Source organism: Thiobaca trueperi (assembly GCF_004342175.1).
GTDB lineage: Bacteria > Pseudomonadota > Gammaproteobacteria > Chromatiales > Chromatiaceae > Thiobaca > Thiobaca trueperi.
In genome coordinates, this window is the sequence record NZ_SMAO01000006.1 from 86,380 (window position 1) to 103,618 (window position 17,239).

13 protein-coding genes and 1 CRISPR repeat array (1 of these 14 cut by a window edge) are annotated in these 17,239 nt (G+C 62.0%); of the genes, 9 read left to right on the forward strand and 4 right to left on the reverse strand.

Going from position 1 to position 17,239, the window contains the following annotated elements; all coding sequences use genetic code 11:
* A CRISPR array of direct repeats spans nt 1-2,193; the repeat unit is 28 nt; unit sequence GTTCACTGCCGAATAGGCAGCTCAGAAA; it begins 3,297 nt to the left of the window's first position.
* Nucleotides 2,194-2,310: 117 nt separating this feature from the next.
* Complete coding sequence (locus tag EDC35_RS12395; RefSeq protein ID WP_132977567.1) at nt 2,311-2,877, reverse strand: tetratricopeptide repeat protein; 567 nt, start codon at nt 2,875-2,877, stop codon at nt 2,311-2,313.
* A gap of 131 nt (nt 2,878-3,008) precedes the next feature.
* Here EDC35_RS12395 and EDC35_RS12400 point away from each other — a divergent pair, with 131 nt between their 5' ends.
* The 3 genes from EDC35_RS12400 to speE all read left to right on the forward strand — a co-directional run bounded on the left by EDC35_RS12400 (nt 3,009) and on the right by speE (nt 6,590).
* Nucleotides 3,009-5,084, forward strand: coding sequence for a methyl-accepting chemotaxis protein (locus EDC35_RS12400; protein ID WP_207896204.1), 2,076 nt, complete (start codon nt 3,009-3,011; stop codon nt 5,082-5,084).
* Between the two features lie 60 nt (nt 5,085-5,144).
* Nucleotides 5,145-5,609: a peroxiredoxin gene (locus EDC35_RS12405; RefSeq protein ID WP_132977568.1), complete on the forward strand. Its 465-nt coding sequence runs from the start codon at nt 5,145-5,147 to the stop codon at nt 5,607-5,609.
* Nucleotides 5,610-5,729: 120 nt separating this feature from the next.
* Complete coding sequence (gene speE / locus EDC35_RS12410) at nt 5,730-6,590, forward strand: polyamine aminopropyltransferase (protein WP_132977569.1); 861 nt, start codon at nt 5,730-5,732, stop codon at nt 6,588-6,590.
* Nucleotides 6,591-6,706: 116 nt separating this feature from the next.
* On the opposite strand, the gene EDC35_RS12415 is transcribed toward speE, so the two are convergent.
* The 3 genes from EDC35_RS12415 to EDC35_RS12425 are packed head-to-tail and all read right to left on the reverse strand — an operon-like array spanning nt 6,707 to nt 9,256.
* Nucleotides 6,707-8,044 carry an ammonium transporter gene (locus EDC35_RS12415; RefSeq protein WP_207896206.1) on the reverse strand — a complete coding sequence of 446 codons (1,338 nt, stop codon included), beginning with the start codon at nt 8,042-8,044 and terminating at the stop codon, nt 6,707-6,709.
* A gap of 21 nt (nt 8,045-8,065) precedes the next feature.
* Nucleotides 8,066-8,404, reverse strand: coding sequence for a P-II family nitrogen regulator (locus EDC35_RS12420; protein ID WP_132977570.1), 339 nt, complete (start codon nt 8,402-8,404; stop codon nt 8,066-8,068).
* Nucleotides 8,405-8,452: 48 nt separating this feature from the next.
* Nucleotides 8,453-9,256: a TorF family putative porin gene (locus EDC35_RS12425; RefSeq protein WP_132977571.1), complete on the reverse strand. Its 804-nt coding sequence runs from the start codon at nt 9,254-9,256 to the stop codon at nt 8,453-8,455.
* A gap of 439 nt (nt 9,257-9,695) precedes the next feature.
* Between EDC35_RS12425 and ubiK the strand changes: the two genes are divergently transcribed.
* The 6 genes from ubiK (at nt 9,696) to EDC35_RS12455 (ending at nt 17,192) form a co-directional block, all read left to right on the forward strand.
* Nucleotides 9,696-9,962 (forward strand): ubiquinone biosynthesis accessory factor UbiK, encoded by a 267-nt coding sequence (gene ubiK, locus EDC35_RS12430; RefSeq protein ID WP_132977572.1) that lies wholly within the window; start codon nt 9,696-9,698, stop codon nt 9,960-9,962.
* Between the two features lie 16 nt (nt 9,963-9,978).
* Nucleotides 9,979-11,502 (forward strand): YifB family Mg chelatase-like AAA ATPase, encoded by a 1,524-nt coding sequence (locus EDC35_RS12435; RefSeq protein ID WP_132977573.1) that lies wholly within the window; start codon nt 9,979-9,981, stop codon nt 11,500-11,502.
* 301 nt (nt 11,503-11,803) lie between these two features.
* A complete protein-coding gene (locus tag EDC35_RS12440; RefSeq protein ID WP_132977574.1) occupies nt 11,804-13,702 on the forward strand; it encodes an ATP-binding cassette domain-containing protein in 1,899 nt (632 codons plus the stop codon).
* A 13-nt stretch (nt 13,703-13,715) separates the two neighbouring features.
* Nucleotides 13,716-14,252, forward strand: coding sequence for a DUF2939 domain-containing protein (locus EDC35_RS12445; protein WP_132977575.1), 537 nt, complete (start codon nt 13,716-13,718; stop codon nt 14,250-14,252).
* Between the two features lie 37 nt (nt 14,253-14,289).
* Entirely contained in the window at nt 14,290-14,583 is a 294-nt protein-coding gene (locus EDC35_RS12450) for a hypothetical protein (RefSeq protein WP_132977576.1), read from the forward strand.
* A gap of 104 nt (nt 14,584-14,687) precedes the next feature.
* Nucleotides 14,688-17,192, forward strand: coding sequence for a glycogen/starch/alpha-glucan phosphorylase (locus tag EDC35_RS12455; protein WP_132977577.1), 2,505 nt, complete (start codon nt 14,688-14,690; stop codon nt 17,190-17,192).
* The last annotated feature ends 47 nt before the right edge of the window (nt 17,193-17,239 follow it).

The window sequence follows — 17,239 nt, forward strand, 5'->3', positions numbered from 1 at the left end:
TGCGTTCACTGCCGAATAGGCAGCTCAGAAATGTTGGGCGCGGGGATCGGGCAATACAGAGCGGTTCACTGCCGAATAGGCAGCTCAGAAACTGGGCGTTGGATGGATCAATCTGGTTTCAGGAGTTCACTGCCGAATAGGCAGCTCAGAAACTGGCGGACGGATTTCGGGCGGGCTCCTGGTCGTTCACTGCCGAATAGGCAGCTCAGAAATGATCGAGCCCGACGATGCGCAGCTTGATCACGTTCACTGCCGAATAGGCAGCTCAGAAAGACCAAGGGCATCGGGTCAGCGCGAGCAAGGGCGTTCACTGCCGAATAGGCAGCTCAGAAAAGCGGACAGCACCAGGGCGCCCTGCTCGTCGAGTTCACTGCCGAATAGGCAGCTCAGAAAGATCCGCTGTGGTACGAGCGGGCGCGGCAGGTGTTCACTGCCGAATAGGCAGCTCAGAAACTGCATCGGCACAATCAGCCGGGTCCATTTCGGTTCACTGCCGAATAGGCAGCTCAGAAAGCTTCTGCCGGCATGCGCAGATCATCAATCACGTTCACTGCCGAATAGGCAGCTCAGAAAAGACGCGATTGACGCCAGCGCGCCGCGCCGTCGTTCACTGCCGAATAGGCAGCTCAGAAATGATCCGGTCAATCCATTCGATGTCGCCCTGCGTTCACTGCCGAATAGGCAGCTCAGAAAGTGCGCGGATCGGGCGCATAGGAATCGAGCACGTTCACTGCCGAATAGGCAGCTCAGAAAATGCCGATGCTGATGGTACGCCGGCCCCGTTCGTTCACTGCCGAATAGGCAGCTCAGAAAATCGCCAGGGCGATAAACGGATCGCTTTTCCCGTTCACTGCCGAATAGGCAGCTCAGAAATTCAGCCCGCGCGCCCGCAATCCGTCATCCAGGTTCACTGCCGAATAGGCAGCTCAGAAACTAGCGCTTGAAGCTGCAATGGATGGGCAGTTGTTCACTGCCGAATAGGCAGCTCAGAAAAGGAAGCACTCGATGTTTTTCGGGTCGCGCAAGTTCACTGCCGAATAGGCAGCTCAGAAAAGCCGCCTTGCGCACGGCCCAGCGCAGCGCCTGTTCACTGCCGAATAGGCAGCTCAGAAATTTTGGATGGCCGCCAACGTCTCGGCATCGGGGTTCACTGCCGAATAGGCAGCTCAGAAAGGCTGGCCGGGGCGGGGATTGCAGAGCATCAGGTTCACTGCCGAATAGGCAGCTCAGAAAACCTGCACCCCAGCCGCCCGCGCCCACTCCGCGTTCACTGCCGAATAGGCAGCTCAGAAATGCTATCGCACGATGGTGCGGGTGCTGATGTCGTTCACTGCCGAATAGGCAGCTCAGAAAGTTCGCGGAGAGCCGCGTCTGCGCTGACGAACGTTCACTGCCGAATAGGCAGCTCAGAAAATGTTCGCGCACGCTGGATAAACGCCTTTTCGGTTCACTGCCGAATAGGCAGCTCAGAAAATCTGGCGTGGCTCGACGAACAGGGCGCCCTGGTTCACTGCCGAATAGGCAGCTCAGAAATTGAGCTGGACGTCCCCGCTCAGTCCCGATTCGTTCACTGCCGAATAGGCAGCTCAGAAAGATGGCCGACGCCGAGGCGACCAGCACATCGTGTTCACTGCCGAATAGGCAGCTCAGAAATGACGGACGAGATGCTGGAAGCCGCCAAGGATGTTCACTGCCGAATAGGCAGCTCAGAAAGAGTTGAGCGAGGAACTGATCGCGGCTTATGAGTTCACTGCCGAATAGGCAGCTCAGAAAGACCAGCAGAGCCGATTATTTCGCTCGCGTCGGTTCACTGCCGAATAGGCAGCTCAGAAAGTCGTGAGCCAATCACTCATGATCGCCTCCCTGTTCACTGCCGAATAGGCAGCTCAGAAAGCATCGTACCAGGCGCAATGGGTCGCGGCGGTGTTCACTGCCGAATAGGCAGCTCAGAAAGCATCGGCGCAGAACAGTCGCCGCGCTATGCGGTTCACTGCCGAATAGGCAGCTCAGAAAGTTAAGCGGGCTGGGCCGCACCATTGCGCCTGGTTCACTGCCGAATAGGCAGCTCAGAAATGATTCAGCAACCGGACGCGCCACCCGCGTTCGTTCACTGCCGAATAGGCAGCTCAGAAAATTTCGGACGACCGGGTCGAGCGGCTGGATTTGTTCACTGCCGAATAGGCAGATCAGAAAGGGATGGCATCCACGCGCTCATCGAAGTGATGCCGACACGAACGATGATCTCGCCAAGTCGATCAGCCCAGTGATGCTGTATCAGACCCTGTTGAACTGGCTGCCGACGGCATGACCTCAGCGTTTGGCGAGCACCTCCAGCAGCCGCGTTGCCTCTTTGCCGATGTCGCTGGCGGGATCCAGGTCGCGGGCCTTTTCCAGTGCGGATCTGGCCTCGTCCGGATTCCCCGACTGGAGATTGATGAAACCGAGCGTCAGCCAGGGGCGTTGCAGCGCCGGCCCCTTGGCGACGGCGTTCTTCAAGCTCGCGATGGCCCCGGCGTTATCGCCGCTGTAATGCAGCGCCAGTCCCAGATTGTTGTGCACCTCGGCGTCGTCGGGGTTCAGCTCGATCAGTCGCCGATAGATCTGCGCCGCTTCGGCGTAACGCTGCTGCTGAAAGAGATCATCGGCGCGCTGGTGCAGCAGTTCCGGATTGGTTTCGACGATGGTGTCCGGGATGACGCTGGTATCGATGGGGGAGGGCGCGCGCTGGGGCGCTGCGCCCTGGCTGACGCTCGGGGCCGTCACAGGCTGCGCCGGATGACGCAGATAATAATCGCGGGTCAGCGCAAAGACGGTGAAGCCGTAGAAAAACAGAAAGGCGGCAAGCGCGAGCCAGTGCAGCAGTGAGAGTCGGGGCATGATGAAAGCGAATCGATGGATGGGAGACAGGTCGGGCGATCCTAGAAATCCAATCCGCTCCTGTCAAACCTTGACGCCGGGCCGCGATTTGGGTTGACTGGGTCATGAACACATCTGAAGGCTGAACTCCCATGCGCTCGTTCTGGCATCGCTCGTCGCTCCGTTGGCGTCTGTTCGTTTCGTTCGGTGTGCTGCTGGCCGGAACCATGCTTGTCTCACTCTCGCTGCAATCGGGTTTTTACTCCCAAAGCCGGGTAGAGGATCTGTTGCAGCAGGAGTTGCCCACCCAACTGGAGCGTCTGCGCGCGGAGATCGCCCTGCGTCTGGCGCCGAGCATTCAGGCATCGCGCAGCCTGGCCGCCAGCCCCTTCATCGAACGCTGGATCCAGGCCGGGATGCCGGAAGCGGATCTGCCGCTGATCGAGGCCGAAATGTCCAGGGTGCATGCCCTGTTGAATGCCGGCAGCGTCTTTCTGGCCGCGAGCGACGGACAGCGGATGGTTTATCACCATTACCTGGACGGCGTTCTGAAGCATCGTTTGATGGACCGCGACCATGCGGATGACGCCTGGTATTTCAATTATCTGGCGACCGGTGCGCCCTATGAACTGAATCTGGATACCGATAGTTTCAGCGACGCGCTGCAAGTCTATGTGAACTACAGCAGCCCGATACGCAACGCGGCGGGTACGCCCTTCAGCGTCGCCGGGGTCGGACTGGACATGCGTTATCTGGCCGAGATGATCGGCGCCTACCGTCTGGGCGACACCGGGCGGGCGTCGCTGGCGAATCGGGAGGGGCTGCTTGAGGTGCGCGGCGGGGAGGTGCTGATTCAGGATCTGGGCGCCACGCCCGAATTACGCGCGCTCCTGGATCGCGACCAGGTGCGCGTGGGCGAGATCCGGCATGCCGGTCAGGATCTCCTGGTCGGTGTGATCTGGATCGCCGATTTGCAGCGTTATCTGGTGGTGGAGGTGCCGCGTGCGGAGTTTCTGGATCCCATCGCGCGGCAGCTTGGTCAGTCGCTCCTGATTGGCGTCCTGCTGCTGGCGCTGAGTCTGCTGCTGCTCTATCCGCTGACGGTTTCGCTGAGTCGTCCGCTCGTGCGCTTTCAGCAGCAGCTCAAACACATCACCCAGACCCTGGATCTGTCGCAGCGTCTGCACACCAACGATCAGTCCGAACTGGGCGATCTGGCGCAACAGACCAATCGTCTGCTGGAGCGTTTGTCAAGCACCATCCAGGAGATTGTCAGCGGTTCCGAACGGCTCGCCGAATCGGCCAGCCGTCTGGCGCAGACCGCCGGTCTGGTCAGTCGCCGCCAGCTTCTGTCTCCGTCGTCCAACTACTCGATGGCGGCGGCGGTGGAGCAGATGTCGGCTGCCGTGGTCGAGATCACGACGACCATGGAGGAGCTTTCGGGCGCGTCCAGTCAGATTGCCGAGCATTCCCAGTCGGTGGCGGATGCGGCCAGTCTGACGCTGAATCATGGTCAAAAGGGTGAAGCGGCCATGCAGCAGCTTCTACAGGGCATGGCCGAGATTCATCGGGATACGGCGCAGAATCTCCAGGACATCTCTGAATTGAGCGCCAGATCCCAGCAGATCGGCAAGGTGATGGATTTCATCCAAACCCTCGCCGATCAGACCAGACTGATCGCCTTCAATGCCGCGCTGGAGGCTGCCAGCGCCGGTGAATTCGGGCGGCGATTTTCGGTGGTCGCCGACGAGATCCGGCGTCTGGCCGACAGCGTCACGACCTCCGCCCGTGAAATCGAGGACCGCATTCAGGATATTCAGGAGACCGTCGGGCGTCTGGTGACGACCTCCGAGAAGGGGGCAAACGCGATTCAGGCGAGCATGCAGGTCAGTTCGCTGACGGCTGATGATCTGCATGCGCTGGTGGGTGCCGCCAGCCAGACCAGCACCGCCGCCCGGCAGATTTCGCTCTCGACCCGCCAGCAGCAGACGGCCAGCGGTCAGGTGGTGGCCGCGCTGCGCGATATTTCCCAGGCCAGCGCCCAAAACGCCCGGTCGGTGCGCGAGATTACTGACATCAGCGAGGAAATGATCGATCTGTCCGACTCGCTGAACGCGCTGACCCAGGAGTTTCGGGCGCAGGAGCGGCCTGGATCACCCGGCATGACGGATCATGGCCCGGATGCCGGTGCCGACACCCCTGACCCCTCGATCGGGCAGGCCAGTTGACGACCCGATCAGCGGCGCCTACATTCGTGCTCGACACCCCCACCATCGGAGCATTCCGCAATGCTGCAATCAGGCGATCCGGCCCCGCTTTTTTCGCTCCCCAATGCGGACATGGAGCGGGTCAGTCTTGCGGATCTGATTGGCCGCCGTCATGCGGTCATCTATTTCTATCCCAAGGACGATACCCCTGGCTGCACCCTGGAGGCGCTGGAGTTCACGGATCTGCAGGGTGAGTTCGACGCCGCTGAGACCGAGGTCATCGGTATCAGCCGCGATACCTGCATCAGCCACGGCGCCTTCCGTGACAAATACGGTCTGACCATGCATCTGCTGGCGGATATCGATGGTGAGGCGTGCGAGGCCTATCGGGTCTGGCGTGAAAAAGAGGCCCACGGCGAAAAGCGCATGGGGATGGTGCGCGCCACCTTCATCATCGATAAAGAGGGCGTGATCCGTCACGCGCTCTATGATGTCAAACCCAAAGGTCACGCGACCCAGGTTCTGGATCTGGTGCGGGCCTTGTAGTGCGGCGGCGGCAGGCCGCGAAACGGCGCGCCGCTCTCCTTCACGAATCCGTCACTTGTGACCCGCGCGTTCGACTCCCCATAATGGCGGCCCAAATTCTTTACGTAAGGATGATCCGCCATGCTCGACCCCAATCTCTGGTTCTCCGAAGTCGTCGCAAGTGACGGCAGCGCCTTTTCGCTGAAAATCCGCGAAAGGCTCCATGCGGAGCAGACGCCTTTTCAGTTCATCGAGCTCTATGCCACTGAGGGTTTCGGCAATCTCATGGTGATCGATGGCTGCACCATGCTTTCGACCCGCGATAACTTTCTCTATCACGAAATGATGTCGCATCCGGCGCTCTTTACCCACGCCGCGCCGCGTCGGGTCTGCATCATCGGCGGCGGCGATTGCGGCACCCTGCGCGAGGTGCTCAAGCATCCCGGCGTCGAGTCTGCGGTGCAGATCGATATCGACGAGCGCGTCACCCGGCTCGCCGAGCAGTATTTCCCCGAACTCACTGCCTCCAACGACGATCCGCGTGCGCAACTGCTGTTTGAGGACGGTGTGCGCTGGATCCAGGAGACCGCTCCCGGCACGCTGGATCTCATCATCGTTGACAGCACTGACCCGGTGGGACCGGCGGTCGGGCTCTTCACCAGCGCCTTCTATGCCGACTGCTGGCGTGCGCTGGGGGACGGCGGAATCCTGATCCAGCAGAGCGAATCGCCCCTCTATCACATGCAGATTCTGCGTGAGATGCACGAAGCCATGCGTTGCGCTGATTTCACCGATACCCGCACGCTCTGCTTTCCGCAGCCCATCTATCCGTCCGGCTGGTGGAGCGCAACCATGGCCGGCAAAGGCGTGGCGCTTGCGGATTTCCGGGCCGGTGACGCCGAGTGCAAACCCTTCGAGACTCAGTATTACAACGCCGGAATCCACCGTGCCGCCCTGGCGCAGCCCGAGTTCGTCCGGCGCGGTCTGGCGGTGGAAAACTGAATTCATTTGCATGGCGCCTGGGACGGCGCGGATTGGCGGGGCAAAAAAAAAGCGGACCCGGTGAGGGGTCCGCTCAAAAATAACGATCAGGAAACCCTGATCGTGTCAGCGGGTGATCAGATGATGTAGCCGCGTTCGTCGTGCTGCGAGAGGTCGAGACCTTCGGTCTCCTGCTCTTCGGTCACACGCAGACCGATGGTCATATCGACCAGCTTGAGGATGATGAAGCTCATCACGCCGGTGTAGACGATCGTGACCAGCACGCCCTTGGTCTGCACCCAGAACTGGCCGGGGATGGTCATGCCTTCAGCCAGACCGGCGCCGCCCAGGCTGGCAGCAGCGAAGATGCCGGTCAGCAGTGCGCCGACGATGCCGCCCACCGCATGGACGCCGAAGACATCCAGCGAGTCGTCATAACGCAAGGCGCGCTTGAGCTTGGTCGAAGCAAGGAAGCAGATGATGCCCGAGGCCGCGCCGATCGCCAGCGCACCGAGCGGACCGGCGGTTCCGGAGGCCGGGGTGATGGCGACCAGACCGGCCACAGCGCCCGAGGCGATGCCCAGCACGCTCGGTTTGCCGTGCGTCAGCCATTCCGAGAACATCCAGGCCAGCGCCGCCGTAGCGGTCGCGATCTGCGTCACCAGCATCGCCATACCCGCGCTCTCGTTGGCCGCGACGGCGCTACCGGCGTTGAAACCGAACCAGCCGACCCACAGCATGGAGGCGCCGATGACGGTATAGCCCAGGTTGTGCGGCGGCATGGCGGTGGTCGGATAGCCTTTGCGCTTGCCGAGCACCAGCGCCGCGACCAGACCCGCGATACCGGCGTTGATATGCACCACGGTGCCGCCAGCGAAGTCGAGCACACCCCAATCCCACATCAGTGCGCCGTCGCCGCTCCAGACCATGTGTGCGATTGGCGCATAGACCACCGTGAACCAGATCGCCATGAACCACAGCATGGCCGAGAACTTCATGCGCTCGGCGAAGGCACCGACGATGAGCGCCGGGGTGATGATGGCAAAGGTCATCTGGAAGGTGGCGAAGACCGTTTCGGGGATCGCCGCCGTCAGGCTCTCGCGGGTCACGCCGCCGAACAGAACCTTGTCGAGTCCGCCGATGAAGGAGTTGAGATTGATTGCGCCCTGCTCCATGCCGCTGGTCGAGAAGGCCAGACTGTAGCCATAGAGCACCCACAGCACGCTCATCAGGGCGGTGATGGCGAAACACTGCATCAACACCGACAGTACGTTCTTGGAACGCACCATGCCGCCATAGAACAGCGCCAGACCGGGGATGGTCATGAAGAGCACCAGCGCGGTGGCGGTCAGCATCCAGGCCGTATCGCCGCTATTCAGGGTCGGTGTCTCTTCGGCCAGCGCCAGGGCGGGCGCCAGCGCCAGCAGCCCGGTCAGGGCCGGGATGGCAAGCCGTTTGGGATCCAGTTTCATCATGATGGTCTCCTGGAGCGGCGGTCAGAGCGCATCCGGCCCGGTCTCGCCGGTCCGAATGCGGGTGACATGATTGAGTTCGTAGACAAAGATCTTGCCGTCGCCGATCTTGCCGGTGCGGGCGGCGGCGCTGATGGCCTCGATCACCTTCTCGACGAGTTCATCATCGACTGCGATCTCGACCTTGATCTTGGGCAGAAAATCCACGACGTATTCGGCGCCGCGATAGAGTTCGGTATGGCCTTTCTGGCGTCCGAAGCCTTTGACCTCGGTGACGGTGATGCCGGAGACGCCGATGTCTCCCAATGCTTCGCGCACGTCGTCGAGCTTGAAGGGTTTGATGACGGCTGCAACCAATTTCATGGCGTATAAGCTCCCGATGATGGCCAGTCGCGTGGCCGTGATGGTGGATTAGAAGGTTTTTTTCCAGCCGGCCCAGAAGATGGGATCGGTCTCGTAGACCGAGTCGTTGCCGCCGTTCTGGTCGTAGTTGAAGCTCACCGTGCCATAGTCGCCGATGGCGCGGCTGACGGTTGCGCCCCAGTTGCCGTAGCTGTCGCCGTTGCTGTTGGTGAAGCTGTAATAGCCGCCGTGGACATTGAAGGCGAATTCATAGGGCAGGCTGAAATCGAGCGCACCGAAGTAATAGAGGTCGCCGTTGTCGTACAAACCCTCGTCGTTTTCGCCATAGACGGTGTAGGCCAGGCCGGCGGTCAACCATTTGTAGGTCAGTTTGCCGCCGATTTCGGCGAAGTTGGAATCGCGGCCATCGGGGTAGGCGTAGTAAATGGCGTTCAGATCCCATTTCAGATCGTCGTTGATCTTGCCGCCGAAGCCGGTGTAGAGATCCAGCTCATAGGTAGGCGAATTCGGATTGCTGGAGCCGCCGGTATAGCCGATCCAGTTGCCGTTGGCGTCGGTGGCGGGCAGGCCGGTCGCCGGATCGAGCGGAATGATGACTTCCTGGCTGGCGCCTTCGTTGTTGAGATCGATGTTGGAGGCCCAGGTTCCGGCGTAGAAACCGCTGGCATGCGAGTAATCCAGTCCGCCCTGCACCGCCGGGCCATCCTGAGTCTGAGAGACGCCACGCCACATGTAATTGCTGACCGCGCCGATATTGGCGCTGAAGGAATGCGGACTCTCGGCGCTGGCGGTCTGGAGCATACCCAGGGTCAGGGCGCTCAGGGCGAGCGTGGCGATACGTGGTGCTGTCATGGCGTTTATGCCTCTATAGGGATGACTGTCCAGGCTTCGTTGAGTGCGATGCACGCGGAGCCAACCGGCGCCTGGAGAATGCCGGTTAACGAGCGCGATGTACGGTGGCTTTAAGCAGGCAACATGCCAGAATTGATCAATAGCGGAAAACAGACGTTTTTCGGCGTCATGTGCCAAATACACAACAGTGCATTGCGTCAAGTTGGTGCGTTGGCGGCCTTTGTCTCGCCCGCCCGCACCAAAAGAGGTCGCTCGACAACGCAGACGCCGCAACCCGGCATCCCTATAATGTCGCTTCACCCTCAATCCGGCAGTTTGAACCGCTCTTTTCAGGGTTTAGCGTCGCTTTCGCCGTGCCCGGATCGTCAGGGCGTGCAGACGGAGACGGATTGGTTCAGCCACGGGTCGCCCACGACCCCGCACACGGAGATATTCACCCATGTTGGATCCCAAACAATTCGACGATCTGGTTCAGCGGCTGTCATCGGCGATGCCAAAAGGCATCCAGGTGTTGCAGGAAGACATCAACCGCAATCTTCGCGCCTCGCTCGAAGCAGGTCTGGGTCGGCTGGACCTGGTGACCCGCGAGGAATTCGATGTCCAGTCCGCTGTGCTGGCGCGCACCCGCGAGAAAGTCGCCGCGCTGGAGAAGCAGGTGAGCGCCCTGGAGCAGGCGCTCGCCATCGCCCGCTCACCGGCTGACTGAGCGCGCGGCGGCTGACTTGACACTCTGCATTCTTCACAGCCGCGCCCGCGTCGGCATTCATGCCCCGGCGGTGACGGTCGAGGTCCATCTGTCCGGCGGACTGCCGGCGCTTTCGATGGTCGGTCTGCCGGAACTGGCGGTGAAGGAAAGCAAGGACCGGGTGCGCGGCGCCCTGCTCAATGGCCGCTTTCGTTTTCCCGATGGCCGTCTCACCATCAATCTGGCCCCGGCTGATCTGCCGAAGGAGGGCGGGCGTTTCGATCTGCCCATCGCGCTCGGGATTCTCGGCGCCTCGGGACAGATTCCCGCTGAGACGCTCGGACGCTATGAATTCATTGGCGAGCTGGCGCTGTCCGGCGAACTGCGCCCGGTCACGGGTGTGCTCCCGGCCGCTGTCGCCGCACGCGATGCGGAGCGTGAACTCATCCTGCCGCATGAGAACGCCGCCGAAGCGGCCCTGGTCAGCGGTCTGTCGCTGCGACCGGCAGGGCATCTGCTGGAGGTCTGCGAGCATCTGAATGGAACCAGTCTACTGTCCGGCTTCATAGCGGCTGATTCCATCCGGATCGAGCCCGATTATCCCGATCTGGCCGAGGTGCGCGGTCAGGAGCACGCCAAGCGGGCGCTGGAGATTGCCGCCAGCGGCGGGCATTCGCTGCTCCTGCTCGGCCCGCCCGGCACCGGCAAGTCGATGCTGGCCAACCGGCTGCCCGGACTGCTGCCAGCCATGACCGAAGACGAGGCGCTGGAGACGGCGGCGATCCGTTCGGTCAGCGACCGCGCCGCCTTCGATCCCGCCCGCTGGCGCGAGCGGCCCTTTCGCGCCCCGCATCACACCGCCTCAGCCGTGGCGCTGGTCGGCGGCGGCAGCAATCCGCGACCGGGTGAGATCTCGCTGGCGCATCAGGGCGTGCTCTTTCTCGACGAACTGCCCGAGTTTGACCGCAAGGTGCTTGAAGTCCTGCGCGAACCGCTGGAGTCAGGTCATATCGATATTTCACGCGCGGCACGACAGGCGCGCTTTCCGGCGCGTTTTCAGTTGATTGCCGCGATGAATCCCTGTCCCTGCGGTTATCTTGGGGACAGCAGCGGACGCTGTCGCTGCACCATTGAACAGATCGGACGCTATCGGGGGCGCATCTCCGGCCCGCTGCTCGACCGCATCGACATGCATGTGGAAGTGCCGCGACTGGATGTCTCGCAGCTCGGCGGCCCGCTGCCAATGGGGACCGAGACCACCGCCAGCGTGCGCGCACGAGTCATCGCCGCGCGCAACAGACAACTGACCCGCGCCGGCAAGCCGAACCATGCCCTGACCCCAAGCGAGATCGACCGCGACTGCGTCCTGGATCACGCCGGTCGGCAACTGATGGAGCAGGCGCTGACCCGGCTTGCGCTCTCCGCACGCGCCTACCATCGCATCCTCAAGGTCGCCCGCACCATTGCCGATCTACAGGGCGCGGACGCCATCGACACCGCCCATCTGAGCGAGGCCATCGGGTATCGGCGGCTGGATCGGGGGGCGGCGGGGGCAAAATGATCGGGGAATCATCCATGTGTATCTTTTCGACAGGATTAAACCCCGCCCAGAGTGGTATGCGATGTTTCTGGATTGGATCAACCTTGGCAGCACCCACGATTGTCGGAGTCTGCGCGGTTTAAAATATTAAGAAATATGAAATTTTAAACCGCACACCCACTGAGGTCGGTGAAATCCCCAGGCTCAAACACAAATTGAAAATTACGCATGTCGCACTGGGCGCGGTTTAACAGGATTCTTTAACCGCTTGTTTTAAATCCTGTCAATCCTGCCTGAATTCAAATCCTTATATCGAGTTCACATGCTGCAACTGAAAGACCTGAGTTTCCGCCGTGGTCCCAACCTCCTGCTGGAGGGGGCCACGCTCACCGTTTATCCGGGCCAGAAGGCGGGGCTGGTCGGTGCCAATGGCTGCGGCAAATCGAGCCTCTTTGCGCTGCTGCTCGGCGATCTGCACGCGGACGCAGGCGAGGTCGCGATCCCGGTCGGCTGGGAGATTGCGCATGTCGCCCAGCACACCCCGGATACCGACCGCGCAGCCATTGAATTCGTGCTGGATGGCGACCGCGAGCTGCGCCAGATCCAGGCCGAGCTGGCCGAGGCCGATGCAGCGGGTGACGGTCTGCGTCACGGCGAGCTGCTGGGTCGCTTCGAGTCCATCGGCGGCTACGATGCTGAGAGCCGCGCCGCGCGTCTGCTGCATGGCCTGGGCTTCGCGCCGGGCGACGAGCGGCGCGCGGTCAACAGCTATTCGGGCGGCTGGCGGATGCGTCTGGCGCTGGCGCGCACCCTCATGTGCCGCTCGGATCTGCTGCTGCTCGACGAGCCGACGAACCATCTGGATCTGGACGCGGTCATCTGGCTCGAAGGCTGGCTCAAGTCCTATCCGGGAACCCTGGTGCTGATCTCGCACGACCGCGATTTTCTGGATGCGGTGGCGACGCATATCCTGCATCTGGAGCATCAGCATCTCACGCTCTACGCGGGCAATTATTCCGGCTTCGAGCGCCAGCGCGCCGAGCGTCTGGCCCAGCAGCAGTCGGCCTTTGTCCGTCAGCAGCGCGAGATCGCGCACATGCACAGCTTCGTCGAGCGTTTCCGGGCCAAGGCCAGCAAGGCGCGGCAGGCGCAGAGCCGGCTCAAGGCGCTGGAGCGCATGGAGCTGATCGCCCCGGCCCATGTCGATTCACCGTTCCGTTTCGGCTTCGAGTCGGCGGAGAATCTGCCTCATCCGCTGCTGCGTCTGGACGAAGCGGCGGCGGGCTATGGCGAGCGGCCCATTCTCAGCGGGGTCAGACTCAGCCTGGATCCGGGCGACCGCATCGGTCTCCTGGGACGCAACGGCGCCGGTAAATCGACCCTGATCAAGGTGCTGGCGGGCGATCTGTCGCTCCTGTCCGGGCGCTGCGAACGCGCTCAGGATCTGCGCGTGGGCTATTTCGCCCAACATCAACTGGATCAGCTCCACCGCGACGACACCCCGCTCGGTCATCTGCGCCGGGTCGATCCGGGCGCGACCGAGCAGACCCTGCGCAGTTATCTGGGCGGCTTCGGCTTTGCCGGCGACCGCGCGCTCGATCCGGTCGCGCCGCTGTCGGGCGGCGAAAAGGCGCGTCTGGTGCTCGCGCTGCTCATCCGCCAGCGGCCCAATCTGCTGCTGCTCGACGAGCCGACCAACCATCTGGATCTGGAGATGCGTCACGCACTCAGCGAGGCGTTGCAGGGTTTCGACGGGGCGCTGGTGCTGGTCTCGCATGACCGCCATCTGCTGCGCGTCACCAGCGATACCCTGCTGCTGGTCGATGGCGGCGGGGTGCGGCCCTTCGACGGCGATCTGGACGATTACCCGGCCTGGCTGGCGGCCAGCGAGCGCGAGTCGCGCCAGACGAACGAGGGCGACACGGCGCGCGAGAGCGGCGACCGCAGACAGCAGCGCCGTCAGGCCGCCGAATCGCGCAAGGCGTTACAGCCACTGCGCAACCGCGAAAAACAACTGGAACAACGGATGGAGACGCTCACTGCACGACGCGCGGCGCTCGAAGAGGCGCTGGCCGCACCCGATCTCTATGAGCCGGACGGCAAGACCCGGCTGCTCGCGCTGCTGGCCGAACAGCGTCAGGTCGGCGCGGATCTGACCGCGACCGAAGACGCCTGGATCGAGGTCAGCGAGGCCATCGAGCAATTCCAGAGCGATGTCTGATGAGTAACCGGCCATGATACGGATCTCTTCACGCCTGCGGCGTCAGGCGCGGATCGTCATGGCTCAGGGCGAACGGCGTCTGCCCGTGAAACGGCTGCTCGTCTCGCTGATCGTGCTGCTCCTGCTGTATGGGCTGTCACCTTTTGTCACGCTCTGGAGTCTGAACCGGGCGCTGATCCGCAATGATCAGGCGGCGCTCGCGACCCTGGTGGATCTGGATGCCATCCGCGACGAGATCGCGCGCCGGCTCAACAAGGATCAGGACAGCGCCATCGACGCACTCTCCGACCCCTTCATCCAGTGGCTCGAAACGGGGATTCGTCAGCACGGCACCAGGGCGCTCGATACCCTGGTCACGCTCGACTGGGTGCGTGCACAGATGCGCCCTCAACTGACGGTCGGACAGGATCTGCGGTCGGTGCTGTCGCGCGGTTTTTTTGTCGGCCCACGCGACTTTCGCCTCCACATCGGGGCACCCGATGCGCCGCCCGTGATGGCGCGTCTGCATCTGAGCGTGAGTGGCTGGCGTCTGAACATGCTCTATTATTGATCCCGGCCTGAAACGCCTGCCGCAGACGACGATCCGCATGCCTGATAAAAAGCTGCTTCCATCCAACCGGGCGCGCCAAGTGGTCGGCCCGCTTCTCGGGCCGAGCGATAGTCCATTCAAGGACTATCTCCGCGCAACCGACTATTGCACGGCGGTCATGACCTATACCGATCTTGAACATGACCGTGAATACCTGGCCCAGTGGCGCGCCGCCTTCGCGGCGCTGATGGTCGCCAGCGACACTGAACGCGAACGTCTGCTGACCCGGCTGCGCGGCGACCACAGGGACGACCGCTCGCCTTTGCCGGCTCTGCTCGCAAGCCGTCATTGACGATGCGGGCTGGTCGCGGCGGCTGGCTGCATTCGCTCGCGCAGCCACTTGCAGCTACTATAACGAGCAATGCTCACACGCTCCCAATACAGGATCCCACAGCCATGTCCCCTTTGAACGATCGCATCAAGAGTCGCCCGAACGATAAATTTTTCGATCTGCCGCCCCTGCCGCTGGACGCCGAGGGTCTGGCGAAGGATTTTCGGCACTATTACGCCTATACCTTCGGCCGGGATCGGGATTCTCTATCGGTCTATTATCCTTACAAGGCGCTGGCGACGGCCGTGCGTGACCGTCTCATGGAGCGTTGGAAACGCACCCGGCGCGCCTATGACGAAACGGACTGCAAACGTACCTATTATCTCTCGCTCGAATTCCTGATGGGGCGCACGTTATCCAATGCGATGCTCAATCTGGGGATCGAAGACGCGGCGACTCAGGGGCTCTATGACCTGGGCATCGATCTGGAGGAGATCACCAGCAACGAACCCGATGCCGGGCTGGGCAACGGCGGTCTGGGTCGGCTTGCCGCCTGCTTTCTCGATTCCTGCGCCACCCTGCAACTCCCGGTCAGGGGTTATGGGCTGCGCTATGAATACGGCATGTTCCGCCAGTTGATCGAAAATGGCGAACAGATGGAAGAACCGGATCACTGGCTGCGCAACGGCAATCCCTGGGAGCTGGAGCGCCCCAAATTCACCCAGCGCATCCCCTTCGGCGGTTACACCGAGACCTATCACGATCATGCCGGACGACCGAAGACACGCTGGGTGGGTACCCACGATGTCCTGGCTGTCCCTTACGATATTCCCATCCCCGGTTATCGCAACGACACCGTCAATACGCTGCGTCTGTGGAAGGCCGCCGCGACGGACGAGTTCAATCTCGGTGAGTTCAACGCCGGCAGCTATCCTGAATCAGTCGCGCAGAAGAATGCCGCCGAGCACATCACCATGGTGCTCTATCCCAATGACGCCAGCGAGAACGGTAAGGAACTGCGGCTGCGGCAGCAGTTCTTTCTCGCCAGTGCCAGCATCAAAGACGTGCTGCGCGACTGGATCCGACTGCATGGCGCCGATTTCAGCCGCTTCGGCGAACGCAACTGTTTCCAGCTCAACGATACCCATCCGGCGGTTTCGGTCGCCGAACTGATGCGTCAACTGATGGACGAGCATGGTCTGGAATGGGACGCGGCCTGGGCCATCACCCGCCAGACCATGGCCTACACCAATCACACGCTCCTGCCCGAGGCGTTGGAGCGATGGCCGGTGCGGCTCTTCCGTCAACTGCTGCCGCGTATCCTGGAGATCATCTTCGAGATCAACGCCCGTTTCCTGGCCGAGGTCGCGACCCGCTGGCCCGGCGACACGAATCGCCAGCGGCGCATGTCGCTGATCGAAGAAGGCGACGATCCGCAGGTGCGGATGGCCTGGCTGGCCATCGTCGGCAGTTTTTCGGTCAACGGCGTGGCGGCGCTGCACTCAGAGCTGCTGATCGACGGTCTGTTCCGCGATTTCCATGACCTCTGGCCTAACAAGTTCAACAACAAGACCAATGGCGTCACACCCCGTCGCTGGCTGGCGATGTGCAATCCGGGGCTGCGCGACCTGCTCGACGAGACCATCGGCACCGACTGGGTCAAGGATCTCAGTCAGCTCGAACGACTTGTGCCCTTTGCTGAGGATGCCGCCTTCCGCGACCGCTGGCACGCCATCAAGCAGGACAACAAGCGCCGCCTGGCCGAGCAGATCAGCCAGATCTGCCAGGTCGAGTTTCCGCTGGACGCCATTTTTGATGTGCAGGTCAAGCGCATCCATGAATACAAGCGCCAGTTGCTCAACATCCTGCATGTCATCCATCTCTACAACCGCATCAAGCACGGTGATACGGCGAACTGGACCCCGCGTGCGGTGCTGATCGGTGGCAAGGCCGCGCCCGGCTATGTCATGGCCAAGCAGATCATCCGGCTCATCAACAAGGTGGCGCAGGTGGTCAACGCCGATCCGGCAACCGAGGGGCTGTTGCGGGTCGCCTTCGTGCCGGATTATCGGGTCTCGCTGATGGAGGTCATCGCTCCCGGCACCGATCTCTCCGAGCAGATCTCGACCGCCGGCAAGGAGGCTTCGGGCACCGGCAACATGAAGTTCATGATGAACGGTGCGGTCACCATCGGCACGCTCGACGGTGCCAACATCGAGATCCGCGAGCAGGTGGGCGAGGACCATTTCTTCCTCTTCGGCCTGACCGCCGCCGGGGTCGAGTCGCTGCGTCAGCACTATGATCCGAACAGCCTCATCGCCAATGATCCGGCGCTGCGGGAGGTCATGAATCTGCTGGAATCGGGTCACTTCAACCAGTTCGAGGGCGGCATCTTCGATCAGGTCATCTTCTCGATCCGCAACCCGCATGATCCCTGGATGACCGCCGCCGATTTCCGGGGCTATATCGAGGCCCAAGAGCGGGCCGCCGCTGCGTATCGCGACCGCCATCACTGGCTGCGGATGAGCGTCCTCAACACCGCTCGCAGCGGACATTTCTCATCGGATCGCACCATCTCTGAGTACAACCGCGACATCTGGCGACTGACCCCGACCAAACCGCAGGATTGAGGCAATCCTCAACCTGACGGGTCTGCTCCCGCGCCGGGATGGCGCGG

What these genes read in the sequence shown, in the direction of transcription:
- EDC35_RS12395 (WP_132977567.1), bottom strand. Translation starts at nt 2,877, where the DNA reads ATGCCCCGACTCTCACTGCTGCACTGGCTCGCGCTTGCCGCCTTTCTG.
- EDC35_RS12400 (WP_207896204.1), top strand. Translation starts at nt 3,009, where the DNA reads ATGCGCTCGTTCTGGCATCGCTCGTCGCTCCGTTGGCGTCTGTTCGTT.
- EDC35_RS12405 (WP_132977568.1), top strand. Translation starts at nt 5,145, where the DNA reads ATGCTGCAATCAGGCGATCCGGCCCCGCTTTTTTCGCTCCCCAATGCG.
- speE (WP_132977569.1), top strand. Translation starts at nt 5,730, where the DNA reads ATGCTCGACCCCAATCTCTGGTTCTCCGAAGTCGTCGCAAGTGACGGC.
- EDC35_RS12415 (WP_207896206.1), bottom strand. Translation starts at nt 8,044, where the DNA reads ATGATGAAACTGGATCCCAAACGGCTTGCCATCCCGGCCCTGACCGGG.
- EDC35_RS12420 (WP_132977570.1), bottom strand. Translation starts at nt 8,404, where the DNA reads ATGAAATTGGTTGCAGCCGTCATCAAACCCTTCAAGCTCGACGACGTG.
- EDC35_RS12425 (WP_132977571.1), bottom strand. Translation starts at nt 9,256, where the DNA reads ATGACAGCACCACGTATCGCCACGCTCGCCCTGAGCGCCCTGACCCTG.
- ubiK (WP_132977572.1), top strand. Translation starts at nt 9,696, where the DNA reads ATGTTGGATCCCAAACAATTCGACGATCTGGTTCAGCGGCTGTCATCG.
- EDC35_RS12440 (WP_132977574.1), top strand. Translation starts at nt 11,804, where the DNA reads ATGCTGCAACTGAAAGACCTGAGTTTCCGCCGTGGTCCCAACCTCCTG.
- EDC35_RS12445 (WP_132977575.1), top strand. Translation starts at nt 13,716, where the DNA reads ATGATACGGATCTCTTCACGCCTGCGGCGTCAGGCGCGGATCGTCATG.
- EDC35_RS12450 (WP_132977576.1), top strand. Translation starts at nt 14,290, where the DNA reads ATGCCTGATAAAAAGCTGCTTCCATCCAACCGGGCGCGCCAAGTGGTC.
- EDC35_RS12455 (WP_132977577.1), top strand. Translation starts at nt 14,688, where the DNA reads ATGTCCCCTTTGAACGATCGCATCAAGAGTCGCCCGAACGATAAATTT.